The sequence below is a fragment of the Lentilactobacillus kefiri genome, from assembly GCF_009739535.1.
In the GTDB taxonomy this organism is placed as follows: domain Bacteria; phylum Bacillota; class Bacilli; order Lactobacillales; family Lactobacillaceae; genus Lentilactobacillus; species Lentilactobacillus kefiri.
Genome location: NZ_CP029971.1, coordinates 2,013,398 through 2,030,314 on the forward strand (window position 1 = coordinate 2,013,398; position 16,917 = coordinate 2,030,314).

Below are 16,917 nucleotides of genomic sequence, written 5' to 3' on the forward strand. Positions count from 1 at the left end.
TAAATTTATGAACGAAGAACGTTTGCAAAAAGTCATTGCCCATGCCGGGGTTGCATCTCGACGAAAGGCTGAAGTTTTAATTTCAACCGGGCATGTAAAGGTCAACGGTGAAGTTGTTAAAGAACTTGGTACCAAGGTCACCCCAAATGACGAAGTGAAAGTCGATGAGGTGCCAATTTCTAAAGAAGCCCCCGTTTATTATCTGTTGTATAAGCCCCGCGGTGTGATCACGGCGGTTACTGATGATAAGCACCGAAAGACAGTTGTCGACATCTTGGACGAGGTTCCGGAAAGAATTTATCCGGTTGGCCGTTTGGATTACGATACTTCTGGTTTGCTGCTATTGACCAACGATGGTGATTTGGATAATCGGTTGACCCATCCCAAGTATGAGGTTGAGAAGACTTATGTTGCCAAGGTTAAAGGTATCGTCACAAACGATGATTTGAAACACTTAAGAACCGGTGTGGTCATCGAGCATCGAAAGACTGCCAAAGCCAAGACTAAGCTGATTCGGACCAACAAGGATTCTTCAATTGTTCAATTGACAATTCATGAAGGCCGCAATCACCAAGTCAAAAATATGTTTGAAAAAATCGGCCATCCGGTTGAAAAATTAAGTCGGGAAACTTATGGCTTCTTAACCCTTAAAGGATTACAGCCAGGCGACTATCGACCACTTAAGCCACATGAAGTTGAAGAGTTGAAAGAAATGACCGACAAGACAAATCGTTGACATCTGGTTTAATTCTGATATATTTGAATTAAATAAATTGGTTTATCTTCAGGGCAGGGTGTGATTCCCGACCGGCGGTGATAGTCCGCGACACACGAGAGATCGTGCTGAGCTGGTGAAATTCCAGTGCCGACAGTAAAGTCTGGTATGTAGAAGATTAAATTTTACACGCTTTTTGTAATGCCCTGACAAATTCTTTTTGTCAGGGCATTATTTTGAAGATTGACCATTGGAGGAGAGGTTTTTTCAATGGAAAATAGTGGTAAGCATACACAGTTGGCAACAACTCGTTTGGTAGAGATGTCGGTTTTAGCGGGGCTGTCTTATGTCCTCATGTTTCTTTCACTTCCAATTATTCCGATCGTGCCATATATGAGATTGGATTTGGCCGATATGCCAATTTTGTTGGGAACGGTTCTGTTCGGACCCGTTGGCGGCATGACAATCGCTGGTCTCAAGGCCTTGCTTTACTGGGTCACAACCGGAGCGGATGTCATTAACTTCATCGGCGTGGGATCATCATTGATTTCATCCCTGGTGCTCATCTGGGCCTATTACTTGGGTGACCGGTTCTTCTCATTCACCCATGGTTGGAAGAAAGCTGCGTTGATCGTTCTTTTGATGGCAATTTTGCTGACAATTGTGATGTCATTGACCAATTGGCTGGGTGTCATTCCACCTTATATGAAGCTGATGGGCATGAAGCTTGGATTCCCACTGGCAACGGTTATCTTATCCGGGGTTGTGCCATTTAACTTCATTAAGGGCGTTGTAGTAGGTGGAATCTTTATCTTAATTAAGCAGAGTTTCCTGCCGCGGCTCAAGCTCCGATAAATTAAGGTATATATTCAAAGCAATTCGTATATAATTAAATAGTGAGTAATCTTAAAAGCTAGGACAAACTGACAGTTTGAACTGGCTTTTTATTTCGGAGGCCATCCATGGAATTAAGCATTCTTTTGTTAATATTTGGCAGTCCCACGCAGTTTCGACGAGTCAAAGCCATTAAAAACACGCTTCGTGGGCGACGGACGGTCTCCAATCTGTATTGGGCATTACAATATGGCATGTTGGACTTTGTTGATTCACTGCACGGCGTCAGCTTTGAAGAGGACAGCGCTGCTTTAAAACAATTGAAGAACGATGGCCTAGTTGAAACCGATGATGATTTCCGCTTTCGACTCACTTCCAAAGGCGTCAAAAAACAACTGGATTTTCAAAGCCAGCTATTGCCATTAAAGAATTTGGCGGTGGGATCCCGATACGATGTTGCGAAGTTTATGCATCGGTTTACTTTCGCCGTTCAAATTGTGTCCGAATATAGTTATTCCAACAACAAATACTATCCGCAATCGATCAACTATTTTGAAGATCAATTGTTAAAACGCTGGTTTATCCAAAATAAGCGTCATCAGTTGCCTCAACAGTTCCATGATCTGTTAAACGACTTTTTGAGTGGACTGGGCGATAACCAATTAGCTGATGCATTTACTCAAAGTTTGGTCGGTCATGATTTTTCGGGCTTGACCGGAGAACAGGTGGCTGCCGCTGAACATACCCATGCGACGATTGTCCAGCTGCAATGGCTCCAGCTGTATGGGATGCTGCTGCAGGAGTTGTTGAAGCTGCCTAAAGATAATCCGTTGTTGCAGTTGACATTCGGACTGGATAAGCCGGTGGTTGCCAAGAGCGCCGAAGAAACCTTTGACCTATTTGTCAAACAGGGAAGCGGAGACTTTAAAACAATTGCCCAACAAAGGGGTATCAAATTAACAACCGTGTACGAACATTTACTGGAAATGGCCATCATGTCACCAATCAACGCTTTTCCTTATCAATCTTTGATTGCCCCCGATCTCTGGAAACGGTTGGCGGACAACTCACCGGAAGACGTTGGTGAATGGTCTTTTGCAGATGCTTCCAAAGTGTTTCCTCATTTGGCGTTCTTTGAATTTCGGCTTTTTCAGATATACAGGAGTAAATTAGCTGATGAAAATTAATTTGCATGACATTTTAAAAAGAGATTTTGGCTTTACCTCCTTTCGTCCGGGACAAGAAGAGATCTTACGACATTTATTTGCCAATCAAAATACTTTGGCAATTTTACCAACCGGTGGCGGTAAGACTCTGCTTTATCAAATGTATGGGGCGGTTACCCATCAGCGGGTGGTCATTGTTTCACCATTGATCTCACTGATGTTTGATCAAGTGAGCCGCCTGCAGTACCTGGGTTCAAAACGGGTGGTGGCATTGACGTCTGCACTGGATTTTCAAGAAAAGGCTATTATTTTAAGTCGCTTAAATCAATATCAATTCATCTATGTTTCCCCGGAGATGTTGGCGAATGAACAGGTCTTTCAAAAGATTAAGAGTTTGAAAATCGGCTTGTTTGTGGTTGATGAAGCCCATTGCATTTCAGAATGGGGCCCGGATTTTCGACCGGATTACCTTAATTTGGGCAAGGTCAGGCAAAATCTTGGACGGCCACTTACTTTGATGATGACCGCAACTGCCACTGACGTCGTTAAAGCAGATATTATCAACCACATGAATTTTGACTCTGCTGACGTCCAGCAGGTTGTTTTGCCGGTAAACCGGCCCAACATTTTTCTGAGTGCCAAGGTTTTGGCAAATCAGCAGGAAAAAGACCGGGAGCTGATTGATTTGGTGTCCAAACTGCACGGACCGGGAATTATCTATTTTTCCAGTAAAAGCAAAGCTGAGGAAGCTGCGGTGAATTTGGCCGTCAAGACCGGTCGTCAGGTGATGGCTTATCACGGGGGGATGGACAACCAGACGCGTTTTCATATCCAGCAGCAGTTTATGGATGGCAATCTTGACATTGTCTGTGCCACCAGTGCTTTTGGTATGGGAATCGATAAGGATGACATCCGGTTTGTCATTCACTACCATTTACCGGCCAATATCCAAAGCTACGTCCAAGAGATTGGCAGATGCGGCCGGGACCAAAAACCGAGTTTGGCGGTTCTCTTATACGAACCCAATGATCGGTATCTTCAAATGAATTTGATTGCCAACACGATTCCGGAGAGAAACATCCTAAAATACTTATTTCAACATCCCAAAGCATTAACGAATGACGATCAGTTTAGAGTCGTCAAATATTATCATGATAACGGCTATTCTTTGGATCAGACGATGGGGATTTTTGAACATTCACGACAGCGGCGGATAACTGAATTGGGTGCCATGGTGCAATACGTCTACCAAGACGGCTGTCGCCGGGATGACCTGCTGAAGTATTTTAACGAGCGGGTTTCCGCAACTCTAAAGAACAAGGAATTCTGCTGTGACCATGATATTGATTTTTGGAACAACTGGCAGTCGTTTAACGAAAAATATCTTAATCAGTCACTCAAATCTGCCAAAAGTAAACCAAAAAGTTGGCAGGAAGTGATTGACAAGCTGTTTTTATTAAAAAATTAAGGTCCCTTTATTGAATTTAATGATAAAATAAGTTTGTCTATATCCTGATTAAGAGGGGGGTTCATATGAATTCGAATGATGAACATAAAAAGACTGGGGAAGACCAGCCTTGGAACCAAACATTTTCAGAGGATCGTGATGAAAATGGCAATCTTTCTCGAGTAAAGCTGAGAAAGCAGAGCCAAAGTCACCATTTGATCACAGGAATTTTAGCAGCATTGATTATTATTGTTGCGGTTGTCGCGTTAGTTTACGGTTTGGTTCGTCAGAGTGCCATGGGAAATGATTCAAAGAGTGCCGCATCTTCATCCGTAAGAGTCGTTCGGCAAAATAACGCAAAAAAAAAATCATCTTCAGCGAATAAAGCCCAAACAAAGTCTGCAAAAACCAAGCCGGCTGTAAAGAGCAGTGCCCATAAGGCAACTGCCCAGCCAAAGAAGGCTGCCCAGACGCAACCGGCAGCAAAGTCCAGTACGACGAGCACGTCTCAACGTACCCAGACAAGTTCAACCAGTCAATCACAGCAGTCAGGACAAACGGCCACCTCTGCAAGCAGTCAGACTCAATCGTCTTCCAGTCATAAGTATGCCACCGTTAAGGCGGGCCAGGGGATGTTTCGAGTTGCTTACAATAACGGTTTGACCACTGCCCAACTGATGCAGATGAATGGCTTAACTTCCAGTTCCAAGCTTTACCCAGGACAGCGATTGAGAGTAAAATAGGCACTGGAATCATGTTCCATTAAAAATAATGTCAGGTAAGGAATGTTAGAATGCGAAAAAATGGATTACAAGTAGCAATTGATGGGCCGGCGTCCGCTGGCAAGAGTACAGTTGCCAAGCTGGTTGCCAAACAATTTCACTACGTGTATTGTGACACCGGTGCAATGTACCGGGCAATTACTTTAAAGGCAATTCGAACCGGGGTCTCGTTTGATGACCTTGCCGGGATTGCAAAGATTGTTAAATCTTCCAAAATGACTTTTGAACCCAGCGATGATGGCCAAAAGGTTTTCATCGACGGCAAGGAAATTACGGAAGCCATTCGTCAAGAAGACGTGACCAATTCAGTTTCAGCGGTTGCTGCGATTGGCGAAGTTCGTAAACAATTGAGTGCTCAACAGCAGGAAATTGCCAAGGACGGTGGCATTGTGATGGATGGTCGGGATATTGGAACATCTGTCCTGCCGGATGCCGAAGTTAAAATCTTTTTGATCGCAAGTGTTGAAGAACGTGCTCAACGTCGATACAAAGAAAATATTCAAAAAGGAATCAATACGCCGCTTGATGAACTTCAAATGGAAATTGAAGCCAGAGATTATAAAGATTCTCATAGAAAAATTTCACCGCTTACAAAAGCAGCTGACGCTGTAGAGATTGATACGACGTCACTTTCGATTGATCAAGTGGTCGAAAAAATCGCAAATGTGATAAATAAAACATTGAAATAGCAACTAATTAGTCAATTGACTGGTAATATTGGTCAATTTAAGATAAAATTATGATTAGAGTTGTTTCAAGGAGGAATTGTTTGATGAGTGAAAATGCAAATAATGATAAGAATGATTTATTAAACGCTTTAAACAGCGTTAATGAAGTAAAAGTTGGCGATGTCGTTACTGGTGAAGTTTTAGCCAAAGATGACAACCAACAATTGATTGTTGGTATTGAAGGTTCAGGTGTTGAAGGTGTTGTTCCACCACGTGAACTTTCATCAGACCAAAGTGTTGATGATATTAAGCAGGGCGACAAGCTCAAGCTGGTTGTTACTTCCCGTATCGGAAGCGACAAAGAAGGCGGAAGCTTCCTGCTTTCATCAAAGCGTCTCGAAACTCGTAAAGTTTGGGATGAATTGGCTGAAAAGTCAAAGAACGGTGAAACCATCACTGCTAAAGTCAGTCAAGCTGTTAAAGGCGGCTTGGTTGTCGATGCCGGTGTCCGTGGATTCGTTCCTGCATCAATGATTTCAGACCACTATGTTGATGATTTGAATCAATTTAAGGGTCAGGATCTTGAATTAAAGATTATTGAAATTGATCCAATTGAAAACCGCCTTATCTTATCTCATAAGGCTATCGTTCAAGCTGCCAAGGCAGAAGAACGTGAAAAGTTAATGCAAACCCTTCATGAAGGCGACATTGTTGAAGGAACCGTTGCTCGTCTTACCAGCTTTGGTGCGTTCGTTGACCTTGGCGGCATGGACGGATTGGTTCATGTTTCTCAAATCGCTTATGAACGTGTTGATAAGCCTTCTGATGTCCTTAAAGTTGGCCAAACGGTTAAAGTTAAGGTATTGTCAGTTGACTTCGATCGTAACCGAATCTCACTTTCTATCAAACAAACTCTTCCAGAACCTTGGGACGGAATCGAAGAAAAAGCACCTGTTGGTAGTGTCCTTGAAGGTACAGTTAAGCGCCTTGTTGACTTTGGTGCCTTTGTTGAAGTGTTCCCAGGTGTTGAGGGATTAGTTCATATTTCTCAAATCGCTCATGAACACATTGACACTCCTGCCGATGTGTTGAAGGTCGGCGAGAAGATCAAGGTCAAGGTTCTTGACGTTGATACTGACAGAAAGCGTTTGGCATTATCAATTAAAGCTTTGACTGATGCTCCAGAAGGAGAAGACAAGCCAAAGAAGTCAAACAAACGACCATCACGACCATCACGTCAATCTCATAATCGTCCAATCAGTAATGCTCCGGAAGAAGAAACCGGCTTTACTTTGGGTGACATCATTGGTGACGAATTGAAGAAATCCGGCAACAATGACGATGATGATAACAAATAATCATTATTTTTAAATCATGAAAAGGGGCTGGAAACAAAACGTAAGTTTTGTCCCAGCTCTTTTCTTTCTGAATTTACTTAGCAAGGGAGGGATTTATATGGCATTGCCAACAGTTGCATTTATTGGCCGTCCTAATGTTGGAAAGTCGACAATCTTCAATCGGATTGCCGGTGATCGAATTTCAATTGTCGAAGATACACCTGGTGTTACCCGTGACCGAATTTATTCTCACGGTGAATGGCTTGCAACAAAGTTTGCCATGATCGATACAGGTGGTATTCAAATTAGTGATGCACCATTTGCAACTCAGATTAAGAGTCAGGCTGAAATTGCCATTGATGAAGCCGACGTCATTGTCTTCATCGTGAGTGGTAAAGAAGGTGTCACAGCTGACGATGAACTAGTTGCCAAGATCTTATACAAAAGTGACAAACCGGTTGTTCTGGCAGCCAACAAAGTTGATAATCCAAAAAGTCGGGAAGATATTTACGACTTTTATTCTCTTGGTTTTGGCGATCCGATGCCAATCTCAGGGGTCCATGGTCTTGGATTAGGTGATTTACTCGACAAAGTTGTTGAGAAGTTCCCCAAGACGGATGAAAAAACTGACAACGACGACATTCGATTCAGTATTATCGGTCGCCCAAACGTTGGGAAATCTTCACTGGTTAACGCCCTTTTGGGTGAAGACCGAGTTATTGTCTCAGATATCGCGGGAACGACTCGGGATGCCATTGACACTCGATTTGAGGCTGATGGGATCAAGTTCACGATGGTTGATACTGCCGGAATCCGAAAACGTGGAAAAGTTTACGAAAATACCGAGCGTTATAGCGTGATGCGGGCAATGAAAGCCATTGACCAAAGTGACGTTATCTTGTTTGTTATGAATGCTGAAGAAGGCATCCGTGAGCAGGATAAGAAGGTTGCCGGATATGCTCATGAAGCCGGGAAAGCGATTATCACGGTTGTCAATAAGTGGGATACACTCAAAAAGACCAACCACACTCAGCAGGACTTTGAAACATTGATTCGTAATGAGTTTCAATACATGGCTTATTCCCCAATCATCTTCGTGTCCGCGGTTACCAAGCAGCGAGTGGAAAAGCTGCCGGAATTAATTAAACGGGCTTATGACAATCATGAAAAGCGGGTTCAATCTTCTGCTTTGAACGATGTCATTATGGATGCCGTTGCGGTCCATCCAACCCCAACCGTCAATGGTAAACGGCTGCGGATTTATTACGCAACTCAAGTCAAATCCGGGCCACCAACTTTTGTGGTTTTTGTCAACAATCCAGATTTGATGCATTTCTCTTATGTCAGGTTCCTTGAAAATCAAATTCGTGATAATTTTGATTTTACCGGAACACCGATCAAAATCATCAAAAGAAGCCGAAAGTAAGGGAAAAGTGACCAATTTTTAACGAAATCTTGATATTTAGGCGTTTATCGGCACTAAATTTGCCAAAAGCATTGCAATGACGGCATTCTTATGCTATCTTTGAAAAAGAAATGATGCTACGAAAGGCGTTGTTTTAGCATTCCAAATTCTTCGGAATTTGACTTGCAATGTTTTACATACCTATCTTTGAGGGAGGTGAATACACTCATGGCAAATAAAGCAGAATTAGTAACCAACGTTGCAACTGCAACTGGTTTAACTAAAAAAGATGCTACATCAGCTGTGGATGCAGTATTTGAATCAATCCAAGCTAGTTTAGCAAAAGGTGACAAAGTTCAATTGATCGGTTTCGGTAACTTCGAAGTACGTCAACGTGCCGCTCGTAAGGGCCGTAACCCACAAACAGGTCAAGAAATTCAAATTCCTGCAAGCAAGGTACCAGCTTTCAAACCTGGTAAGGCGCTCAAGGATGCTGTTAAATAGTATTCATCTGTTAAGCCAGAACGGCATTTGTCGGGCTGGCTTTTTTTATACACTTTGGAGGACAAACATGAGTTATTCAAAAAAGGCACTTGATCAACTTGAAGGCGGCCAAATCGATGATTTTAAAAAATCATTTCAGCAGGCATTGGACAATGATTCGGATGATTTGTTGTATTCGCTTGCTGAAGAGCTGTATTCACTTGGTTTTTCCAACTACTCAAATACTATTTACGAAAAACTATTTAAAAAATATCCTGACGATGATGGATTAAAAATTAATTTGGCTGAATTAGCCATTGATGACGATAAGGATGATAAAGCCCTTAATTATTTATCACAGGTTTCATCTGACTCCGACGAATACGTCCGTTCTTTGATGGTAGCGGCCGATTTATACCAGACCCAGGGAATGTTCGAGATCAGTGAGCAAAAGCTCTTAGAGGCCCAAAAATTGGCCCCTGATGAGGATGTCATCAAGTTTGCACTCGCTGAATTCTATTTTACGACCAGAAACTATCGGAAAGCCATCAATTTATACTTGAGTTTAATTACTTCCGGAACATTGGAGATGTCTTCCGTCAACCTGGTTGAACGGCTGGGCGTATCCTATGCTGAAATCGGTAAGTTCGAACAGGCAATCGGTTATTTGGAACAAATCAAACCGATTAATATGAACAGTGATGTTAAGTTTGAACTGGCATTCACCTACTTCAACTTAAAAGAATACCAAAAGGCCATCAAGGCATTTGAGGATTTGCGTGATTCCGATCCGCAATATAGTTCACTGTATCCTTACCTGGCTGACTCTTTTGTTAATTTGAAACGGGTCGATGAAGCCTTAAAGGCTATCCAAGAAGGGATTTCGATTGACCAATTTAACGAAAAGATTTGGCAGAAAGCCGGTCAAATTGCGTTAATGGCCAATGAGGACGATCTGGCTTTGAAGTATTTGAAAAAAGGCCATGAAATCGCCCCTGACGACATGGAGATCTTAACCTTACTATCTGACTGGTATGTTTCCCACGAGCGTTACAGCGACAATTTGACGCTTCTGGAAGGGGTATTTGAGGAACACGTCGTCGATGCACACTTGGCATACAATTTGGCATTATCTTATCAAAATACCGGTGATACCAAAAAAGCTGCCAAGAATTACGAATTGGCGGCCAATGAATTGTCGGATAATCCTGAATTTCTCAAGCGGGCAACATTATTCTACCGGGAAGCCGGCAAACCCGATGAGGAACGCAAATACCTTAAGAAGTATCTGGACATTGTTCCAGGAGATATTGAAATGGAAGCAATGTGGGACGAGTTCGAATAAATTAAAATATTGATTTTACAATCCACACAAAAGAAAGGGACCACCGATTCATTCGGCGGTCCCTTAACTACATATTGAGTTATATTAATTTGAAACGCTTTGGTCGTTTGTAAGTAAATCCTTCACCAATCGCTTCGTTGACTTCGATAATCGAAATAAAGGCTTCTTCATCGATGGATTCAACCAGTTTCTTTAACGTATGCAGTTCACTGGGTGAAACGACACAGTAGACAATCTGCTTGGATTTATGTGAGTAGCCACCCTCGGCATTGAGAAAGGTAACCCCGCGGTGCAGTTCTTCTTGAATGGCATTTGAAATTTTCTCAGATTCATTGCTGATGATCAGAATTCCTCGAGCCGTGTAAGCACCACGCTGGGTGAAATTGACAATCACTGAAAAAATCCAAACGTAAATTAACGTATATGCCATCTGGCGGATATTTAAATAAATCAATGATGACAGCAAAACAATCACATCAATGGTTAGAAGTGTTTGCCCCATTTGAACCCCTTTGAATCTTTCAAAGAGGCGGGCAACAATATCCACACCACCCGTTGTCCCGCCAAACCGGTAAACAATTCCACAGCCAAAACCGCCGAACAAACCGGCACCAATGGCCGAAAGCAGGAGGTCGTGGTCAATATTAATCACGATTGGCACCCGCTGCCAAATCCATAAAAAGATTGCCAAGGCAATCGTGCCATATAAAGTGTAAAACATGTCTTTCTTACCGAGAAATTTATAGCCAATTGCAAACAATGGCACGTTGACCAGGATTGTTGAATAGGCCGGGTCAATATGAAATAATGCCCGTAAAATCAGCGTAATACCGGTAACACCACCGTCAGCTAAATGATTATAAATGTTAAAGAAGACAATTCCGAACGAATAAATTGCTGTTCCTGCCGCAATGACGAACAGGTCGACAAATGAAATATCAAGTTTAAAGCGGCTTTCTTTTTTAGCCATCGTTTTTCCTCCCTGAATGATCTGACAACTTATCATAGCAATTCTAGTTCAAGATTGGCAATCATTTCTGCGTTCTTTTTGTTTCACGTCGAATTTCTGTTAAAATTACATAAGGATAAATATTAAATGGATGGCGATTATTGTGCGGATGGTAGAGATTCCCAAAGAGTTTCATGAGGCATTACCAATTTTACAAAAAATTGAGGCTGCGGGTTACGAGGCTTACTTCGTTGGTGGTTCGGTCAGAGATACGATTTTAAAACGGCCAATTCACGACGTTGATATCGCAACCAGTGCGTATCCAAGCGAAGTTAAATCATTATTTAAGCGAACAGTTGATACCGGAATCGAGCATGGCACGGTGATGATCCTTGACCACGGAACCGGTTATGAGGTTACAACTTTTCGAACCGAGTCAGGTTATCAGGATTATCGACGCCCGGATAAGGTAACGTTTGTGCGTTCATTAAAAGAAGATTTAAAACGCCGTGATTTTACGATTAATGCCCTGGCATTAGCTGAGGATGGCCAAATTACCGACTTGTTCGGCGGCTTGGCCGATATTAGGAAAAAAATCATTCGGGCAGTCGGCGATCCCAACGAGCGGTTCAACGAAGATGCATTGAGAATGATGCGGGCAGTTCGATTTGCGAGCCAGCTTGATTTTCGCATCGAGGATGCAACAATGGCCGGTATTAAAAAGCACAGCGCGCTTTTGGAAAAAATTGCGGTTGAGCGTTCCCACACTGAATTTGTCAAAATGATGCTCGGAGTTGATGCCGAAAATGGCTTGAATATCATGCTTGAGACCAATTTATATCAGCATGTTCCGGTTCTAAAAGATTATTTGCCTCAGCTCCAAGAAATTGTTGCCAGCAAATTTCACCTGACCAATGAGGCCCAAGTTTGGTCCTTGTTGGCATTTAAATTTGGATTTTCTGCCAAACAGATTTCTTCATTTTTGAAAAAGTGGAAGACTGCCAATAAAATAATTAATGATGTTATACTTACCACTGAATTGCTTTTTTCAATTGCTAAGCATGATGTTTCAAATGCCGACTTATATCACGCGGGCGCTGCCAATGTTGACAACGCCGTAATCGTGACCGCAGATCAGGCAAAAACTGCTGGACTGCAAGAGCGATATAATAATCTGCCAATCAAAAACAAGAAACAGCTTCGAATAACTGGTGGTGATTTGATCAAACGAGGTGTCTTAAAACCCAGTCCGCAACTTGGCAAGGTTTTGGATTATCTTGAACACAGTGTCGTTGCCGGCAAGATTCTCAATCAACCCGAGAATCTTGTTAACGCAGCGATTAACTTTCTAAATGAGGACTGATAACTGAATGCAAACAATGCGTGTTGAAAATCTAACAAAAACGTACGGTGAAAAAACGTTATTTGATAAGCTGAACTTTATCATCAACGAACACGATCGAATCGGGTTAATTGGAACCAACGGAACCGGAAAGACCTCTTTACTAAATGCTATTTCCGGCCTTGACCAGGATTCAACCGGTGATATCATTACTTCAAAATCTTACACGATTGGTTATTTAAAACAGGATCCGGAATTGGATAACAATTTGTCCATTATGGATGCCGTTTTCTCAGGTTCACAGGCAGTTTACCGGACCATTCGAAATTACGAGGCAGCCTTAAAAGAATATTCTGCTCATCCTGAAGATGCGGATGCCACCAAGCGGTATACCAAGGCTGAAGCTCGAATGAATGAAGAGGATGCCTGGAATGCTCAAAATGATGTTAAAACGATCTTGAACCAACTCAAGATTACCGACTATAATCAAAAGATTTCCGAACTATCCGGAGGTCAGCGTCGGCGGGTTGGCTTGGCTCAGGTTTTAATTCAGGCGCCAAACTTACTGTTGCTGGATGAACCGACCAACCATCTTGATTTTAACTCAATTGACTGGTTGGAAAATTATTTGGCCGGTTACAAGGGGTCTTTAATTGTTGTTACTCATGATCGATACTTCCTTGACCATGTTGCCAACAAGATTTGGGAATTATCGTTTGGTAAACTTTACCAGTATGAAGGTAATTACCAAGCATACGTTCAGCAAAAAGCAACCCGGGTTCAGGGCGAAATTCAAGCTGAACATAAGACCCAGCAGCTTTACAAGCAAGAATTGGCATGGATGAAGACCGGTGCCAAAGCTCGTTCAACAAAGCAACAGGCCCGAATCAATCGATTTAACGATCTCAAAGATAACGTCGGTAATCTTCAATTGGATCAAAACGTGAATATTTCTTTGGGTCAAACCAGACTTGGAAAAGAAGTTCTTAAAATGAAGGACGCCAATCTGACGATTGACGGCAAAACCATTCTGAAGGACTTCAACATTTTGGTTCAGCCAAACGAGCGGATTGGAATCAGCGGTGAAAATGGTGCCGGAAAGACCAGTCTGCTGAACGTTATTGCCGGCCGGTTGAAGCTTGATTCCGGAATCATCAAAGTTGGTGAAACCGTTAAGATTGCTTATTATACCCAGTTAACCGAACCAATTCCCGAAGATAAACGGGTCATCAGCTATTTAAGTGAAGTTGGTCAACAGGTGACTGATAATACCGGAAACAAGATTAGTGTTGCTGAATTGCTGGAAGAATTTTTGTTCCCAAGATTTATGCACGGTACATTGATCCGGAAACTTTCCGGTGGTGAAAAGAGACGGTTGTATCTTTTGAAATTGTTGATGCAGCAGCCAAATGTTTTACTGCTGGATGAGCCGACAAATGATTTGGATATTGCCACACTGACGGTTTTGGAAGATTATATTTCCAAATTTCAAGGGACAGTTATTACCGTTTCCCATGACCGTTACTTCTTGGACAAAGTTGCCGATAGACTGTTGATATTTAAAGGTAACGGCGTCATTGAAGAGCATCGGGGCCGTTTCACAGACTATTTAGCTTCATTAAAAAAGGCTCCCAAACAGACAGCAAAACCGGCCAAAGCTTCCGTTGAGAAGACGGATTCCCAGCCGGCTGCCAAAAGTGATACCCACTCATCCGATACCAAGACTAAAAAGAAGCTGACCTACTCTGAAAAAATTGAGTACGATCATATCGAAGACGATATTGAAAAGCTTGAGTCTCAGGTTGAAGATATTGATAAGCAAATGCAGTCCAACGGCTCAGATTATGATAAACTCGCTGATCTTCAGGCTAAAAAGGATAAATTATCTGCAGAAGCCGATAAAAAGATGAAGCGTTGGGAATATCTAAGTGAATACGCCGAATAATTACACTAAAACGTTCTTTTAAAAAGGAGAATTGCCATGTTAGAAGATGCATATTTAGACCTTGCCCGTTATGTTTTGGAGAATGGCCACAAGAAACCCGATCGGACCCATACCGGAACCATTAGCACTTTCGGTTATCAAATGCGATTCGATTTATCTAAAGGATTTCCGTTATTAACCACTAAAAAAGTACCTTTTGGTTTAATCAAAAGTGAATTGTTGTGGTTCTTAAAAGGGGACACCAACATTCAATTCCTGCTCAAACATAAAAACCATATTTGGGACGAATGGGCTTTTGAAAAGTTTGTTAACTCAAAAGACTACACTGGTCCTGATATGACCGACTTTTCTCATCGGGCCCAGAAGGATCCGAAATTTAGCAAAGTTTATCATGAACAAAAGAAATTGTTCTGTAAACGAGTTGTTGAAGATGATGAGTTTGCCAAGAAATATGGTGACCTCGGTCTTGTTTATGGCAGTCAGTGGCGGGCTTGGAAGACATCCAAGGGCGGCACGATTGACCAAATCAAGAACGTGATTGACTTAATTAAAACTCATCCCGATTCAAGACGAATGATTGTTTCCGCATGGAATCCTGAGGATGTCCCAACGATGGCATTGCCACCTTGCCACACACTTTTCCAATTTTACGTGAACGACGGCAAATTAAGCTGCCAGTTATATCAACGTTCAGGCGATATTTTTCTGGGGGTTCCATATAACATTGCCAGTTACGCTTTGTTGACTTCAATGATTGCCAGAGAATGTGGTCTTGAAGTTGGCGATTTTGTTCATACTTTCGGTGATGCCCACATTTACCTGAACCATATTAATCAAATTAAAGAACTCTTGTCTCGTCAGCCTCGTCAAGCACCACAACTCTGGTTGAATCCTGAAAAGAAGCACTTGGACGAGTTTGAAATGTCGGATATCAAGGTCAAAAATTATGATCCATATCCGGTTATCAAAGCACCGGTTGCTGTTTAGGAGGAAGCTGATGTTATCTTTTATTTGGGCTGAAGACGCCAATGGTCTGATCGGAGCAGCCGGTCAATTACCATGGCGTCTTCCAGATGATATGCATTATTTCAAGCGGACAACCATGGGAAATACCATTATTTCCGGTTCACGGACTTTTCGAAGTTATAACAAGCCGTTACCTGGCCGGACCAATATCGTTATTTCCAGTCATTCGGATTTCCCGGATGGTGTTCAGGTGATTTCTTCAATCGAAAAGTTGTGTGACCTCGTTGATCAAAACCCCGATAAGCAATACATCGTAACCGGTGGTGCCAACCTGTTCTCACAGCTGTTATCACGAGTTGACCGCTTATATCGAACAAAGATTGCTCATGAATTTTCAGGTGATACATTCATGCCGAAAATTGATTATTCATTATTCAAGCAGGTAAAGTCGGTTCCCGGCGTTGTCGATGAGAAAAATAAATATCCCCATACCTTTGAAGTTTTCGATAGAAAGTAAAATCAGTCACAAATGCTTATGAATCTTCACGGAAACTTTGATATAATTGTGTGTGGACTATAAATTAATTATCAATTTTGTAAAGAAACGAGTGGCGTAAATGGCAAAAGTAAAGATTGTGACGGATTCATCAGCTCAAATTACCGATGAAGAAGCCAAACAATATGATATTACAATTGTTCCATTAACTGTGATGATTGACGATACCCTGTATGTCGACCGTGACACGATCACAAACGAAACCTTCGTCCCCAAGATGTTGGCGGCCCACGACCTGCCTAAGACGAGCCAACCACCAGTTGGTAAGTTTGTCGAAGCCTTTGACAAGTTGGGCGAAGACGGCAGTCAGGTTTTGTGCTTGGATATGTTGGAAGCAATCAGCGGCACGGTACATGCTGCTGAACAAGCCGCAACCCTCAGTAAATCGGATGTAACGGTCGTTGACAGTCAAAGTACCGATCGCGGCTTGGCATTTCAAGTCATCGAGGCAGCTAAATTAGCACAACAAGGTGCTGATATGAAGACGATCTTGGCCCGAGTCGATAAAGTGCGGAGTAACACGAAGCTTTATTTGTGTGTTATGACTTTGGATAATATCGTTAAGGGCGGCCGTTTACACCCAATTGCCGGTGCAATTACCAACTTCTTAAATATCAAGTTGGGATTACAGGTAACCGGTGGCAAACTTAAAGTTATTTCTAAAGGTCGTGGCGACAAGTCACTTAAAAAGTTTTTCAATGGTATCATTAACGAAATGAAACAAACGCCTTCTGTTAAGGCAATTGGCATTTCATATGTTACCGAGACCGATGTTTTAAAGGACACTGTCCAGAAGCTGAAGGATGATTTCCCTGAAGCTGCATTATTGGAACGGGTAACGTCACCAATTATTTCCACCCATACTGGAAAGGGTGCCTTTGCGTTAATTTATTACAGTGATCCAGAATAATAAATAGCATGAATATTGCTTGAAGGGGCGAGACAAAGCGGGCGTTTTGTCATCACCCCTTTTAGAT

At 42.2% G+C, this 16,917-nt stretch carries 16 protein-coding genes and 1 riboswitch; of the genes, 15 read left to right on the forward strand and 1 reads right to left on the reverse strand.

Going from position 1 to position 16,917, the window contains the following annotated elements:
* Window positions 1-7: 7 nt before the first annotated feature.
* From DNL43_RS09565 to DNL43_RS09610, 10 genes are all read left to right on the forward strand, one after another.
* Window positions 8-736 (forward strand): pseudouridine synthase, encoded by a 729-nt coding sequence (locus DNL43_RS09565; RefSeq protein WP_054768889.1) that lies wholly within the window; start codon window positions 8-10, stop codon window positions 734-736.
* A gap of 40 nt (window positions 737-776) precedes the next feature.
* A riboswitch (FMN riboswitch) is annotated at window positions 777-898 on the forward strand.
* A gap of 87 nt (window positions 899-985) precedes the next feature.
* Window positions 986-1,570 (forward strand): ECF transporter S component, encoded by a 585-nt coding sequence (locus DNL43_RS09570; RefSeq protein ID WP_054768888.1) that lies wholly within the window; start codon window positions 986-988, stop codon window positions 1,568-1,570.
* Window positions 1,571-1,677: 107 nt separating this feature from the next.
* Window positions 1,678-2,736 (forward strand): helix-turn-helix domain-containing protein, encoded by a 1,059-nt coding sequence (locus DNL43_RS09575; protein WP_057962836.1) that lies wholly within the window; start codon window positions 1,678-1,680, stop codon window positions 2,734-2,736.
* Window positions 2,726-4,183, forward strand: coding sequence for a RecQ family ATP-dependent DNA helicase (locus DNL43_RS09580; protein ID WP_057962835.1), 1,458 nt, complete (start codon window positions 2,726-2,728; stop codon window positions 4,181-4,183). The genes DNL43_RS09575 and DNL43_RS09580 overlap by 11 nt, the downstream gene beginning before the upstream one ends.
* A gap of 65 nt (window positions 4,184-4,248) precedes the next feature.
* Entirely contained in the window at window positions 4,249-4,905 is a 657-nt protein-coding gene (locus DNL43_RS09585; protein ID WP_057962834.1) for a LysM peptidoglycan-binding domain-containing protein, read from the forward strand.
* A 50-nt stretch (window positions 4,906-4,955) separates the two neighbouring features.
* Window positions 4,956-5,633, forward strand: a complete 678-nt coding sequence (gene cmk / locus DNL43_RS09590) for a (d)CMP kinase (protein WP_057962833.1) — start codon at window positions 4,956-4,958, stop codon at window positions 5,631-5,633.
* A gap of 83 nt (window positions 5,634-5,716) precedes the next feature.
* Window positions 5,717-6,970 carry a 30S ribosomal protein S1 gene (rpsA, locus tag DNL43_RS09595; protein WP_054768886.1) on the forward strand — a complete coding sequence of 418 codons (1,254 nt, stop codon included), beginning with the start codon at window positions 5,717-5,719 and terminating at the stop codon, window positions 6,968-6,970.
* Window positions 6,971-7,067: 97 nt separating this feature from the next.
* A complete protein-coding gene (der, locus tag DNL43_RS09600; RefSeq protein WP_057962832.1) occupies window positions 7,068-8,375 on the forward strand; it encodes a ribosome biogenesis GTPase Der in 1,308 nt (435 codons plus the stop codon).
* 207 nt (window positions 8,376-8,582) lie between these two features.
* Window positions 8,583-8,858, forward strand: coding sequence for an HU family DNA-binding protein (locus DNL43_RS09605; protein WP_020280300.1), 276 nt, complete (start codon window positions 8,583-8,585; stop codon window positions 8,856-8,858).
* Window positions 8,859-8,925: 67 nt separating this feature from the next.
* Window positions 8,926-10,182, forward strand: a complete 1,257-nt coding sequence (locus DNL43_RS09610; protein ID WP_095344833.1) for a tetratricopeptide repeat protein — start codon at window positions 8,926-8,928, stop codon at window positions 10,180-10,182.
* Window positions 10,183-10,261: 79 nt separating this feature from the next.
* Here DNL43_RS09610 and DNL43_RS09615 read toward each other — a convergent pair whose 3' ends face one another.
* Window positions 10,262-11,152 carry a YitT family protein gene (locus DNL43_RS09615; protein ID WP_057962373.1) on the reverse strand — a complete coding sequence of 297 codons (891 nt, stop codon included), beginning with the start codon at window positions 11,150-11,152 and terminating at the stop codon, window positions 10,262-10,264.
* A gap of 130 nt (window positions 11,153-11,282) precedes the next feature.
* Here DNL43_RS09615 and DNL43_RS09620 point away from each other — a divergent pair, with 130 nt between their 5' ends.
* From DNL43_RS09620 to DNL43_RS09640, 5 genes are all read left to right on the forward strand, one after another.
* The gene (locus tag DNL43_RS09620; RefSeq protein WP_057962372.1) at window positions 11,283-12,494 is read left to right on the forward strand and encodes a CCA tRNA nucleotidyltransferase; all 1,212 of its coding nucleotides are present in this window, start codon (window positions 11,283-11,285) and stop codon (window positions 12,492-12,494) included.
* A gap of 7 nt (window positions 12,495-12,501) precedes the next feature.
* Window positions 12,502-14,418: an ABC-F family ATP-binding cassette domain-containing protein gene (locus tag DNL43_RS09625; protein WP_057962371.1), complete on the forward strand. Its 1,917-nt coding sequence runs from the start codon at window positions 12,502-12,504 to the stop codon at window positions 14,416-14,418.
* 36 nt (window positions 14,419-14,454) lie between these two features.
* Entirely contained in the window at window positions 14,455-15,405 is a 951-nt protein-coding gene (locus DNL43_RS09630) for a thymidylate synthase (RefSeq protein ID WP_057962370.1), read from the forward strand.
* 10 nt (window positions 15,406-15,415) lie between these two features.
* A complete protein-coding gene (locus tag DNL43_RS09635; RefSeq protein ID WP_057962369.1) occupies window positions 15,416-15,901 on the forward strand; it encodes a dihydrofolate reductase in 486 nt (161 codons plus the stop codon).
* Window positions 15,902-16,001: 100 nt separating this feature from the next.
* Window positions 16,002-16,850 carry a DegV family protein gene (locus DNL43_RS09640; RefSeq protein WP_057962368.1) on the forward strand — a complete coding sequence of 283 codons (849 nt, stop codon included), beginning with the start codon at window positions 16,002-16,004 and terminating at the stop codon, window positions 16,848-16,850.
* Window positions 16,851-16,917: the final 67 nt, after the last annotated feature.

Bases quoted from the DNA above. Each gene is read 5' to 3' on its own strand.
- DNL43_RS09605 (WP_020280300.1), top strand. From the start codon at position 8,583: ATGGCAAATAAAGCAGAATTAGTAACCAACGTTGCAACTGCAACTGGT.
- DNL43_RS09570 (WP_054768888.1), top strand. From the start codon at position 986: ATGGAAAATAGTGGTAAGCATACACAGTTGGCAACAACTCGTTTGGTA.
- der (WP_057962832.1), top strand. From the start codon at position 7,068: ATGGCATTGCCAACAGTTGCATTTATTGGCCGTCCTAATGTTGGAAAG.
- DNL43_RS09585 (WP_057962834.1), top strand. From the start codon at position 4,249: ATGAATTCGAATGATGAACATAAAAAGACTGGGGAAGACCAGCCTTGG.
- cmk (WP_057962833.1), top strand. From the start codon at position 4,956: ATGCGAAAAAATGGATTACAAGTAGCAATTGATGGGCCGGCGTCCGCT.
- DNL43_RS09610 (WP_095344833.1), top strand. From the start codon at position 8,926: ATGAGTTATTCAAAAAAGGCACTTGATCAACTTGAAGGCGGCCAAATC.
- DNL43_RS09565 (WP_054768889.1), top strand. From the start codon at position 8: ATGAACGAAGAACGTTTGCAAAAAGTCATTGCCCATGCCGGGGTTGCA.
- DNL43_RS09625 (WP_057962371.1), top strand. From the start codon at position 12,502: ATGCAAACAATGCGTGTTGAAAATCTAACAAAAACGTACGGTGAAAAA.
- DNL43_RS09580 (WP_057962835.1), top strand. From the start codon at position 2,726: ATGAAAATTAATTTGCATGACATTTTAAAAAGAGATTTTGGCTTTACC.
- DNL43_RS09620 (WP_057962372.1), top strand. From the start codon at position 11,283: ATGGCGATTATTGTGCGGATGGTAGAGATTCCCAAAGAGTTTCATGAG.
- DNL43_RS09635 (WP_057962369.1), top strand. From the start codon at position 15,416: ATGTTATCTTTTATTTGGGCTGAAGACGCCAATGGTCTGATCGGAGCA.
- DNL43_RS09615 (WP_057962373.1), bottom strand. From the start codon at position 11,152: ATGGCTAAAAAAGAAAGCCGCTTTAAACTTGATATTTCATTTGTCGAC.
- rpsA (WP_054768886.1), top strand. From the start codon at position 5,717: ATGAGTGAAAATGCAAATAATGATAAGAATGATTTATTAAACGCTTTA.
- DNL43_RS09575 (WP_057962836.1), top strand. From the start codon at position 1,678: ATGGAATTAAGCATTCTTTTGTTAATATTTGGCAGTCCCACGCAGTTT.
- DNL43_RS09630 (WP_057962370.1), top strand. From the start codon at position 14,455: ATGTTAGAAGATGCATATTTAGACCTTGCCCGTTATGTTTTGGAGAAT.
- DNL43_RS09640 (WP_057962368.1), top strand. From the start codon at position 16,002: ATGGCAAAAGTAAAGATTGTGACGGATTCATCAGCTCAAATTACCGAT.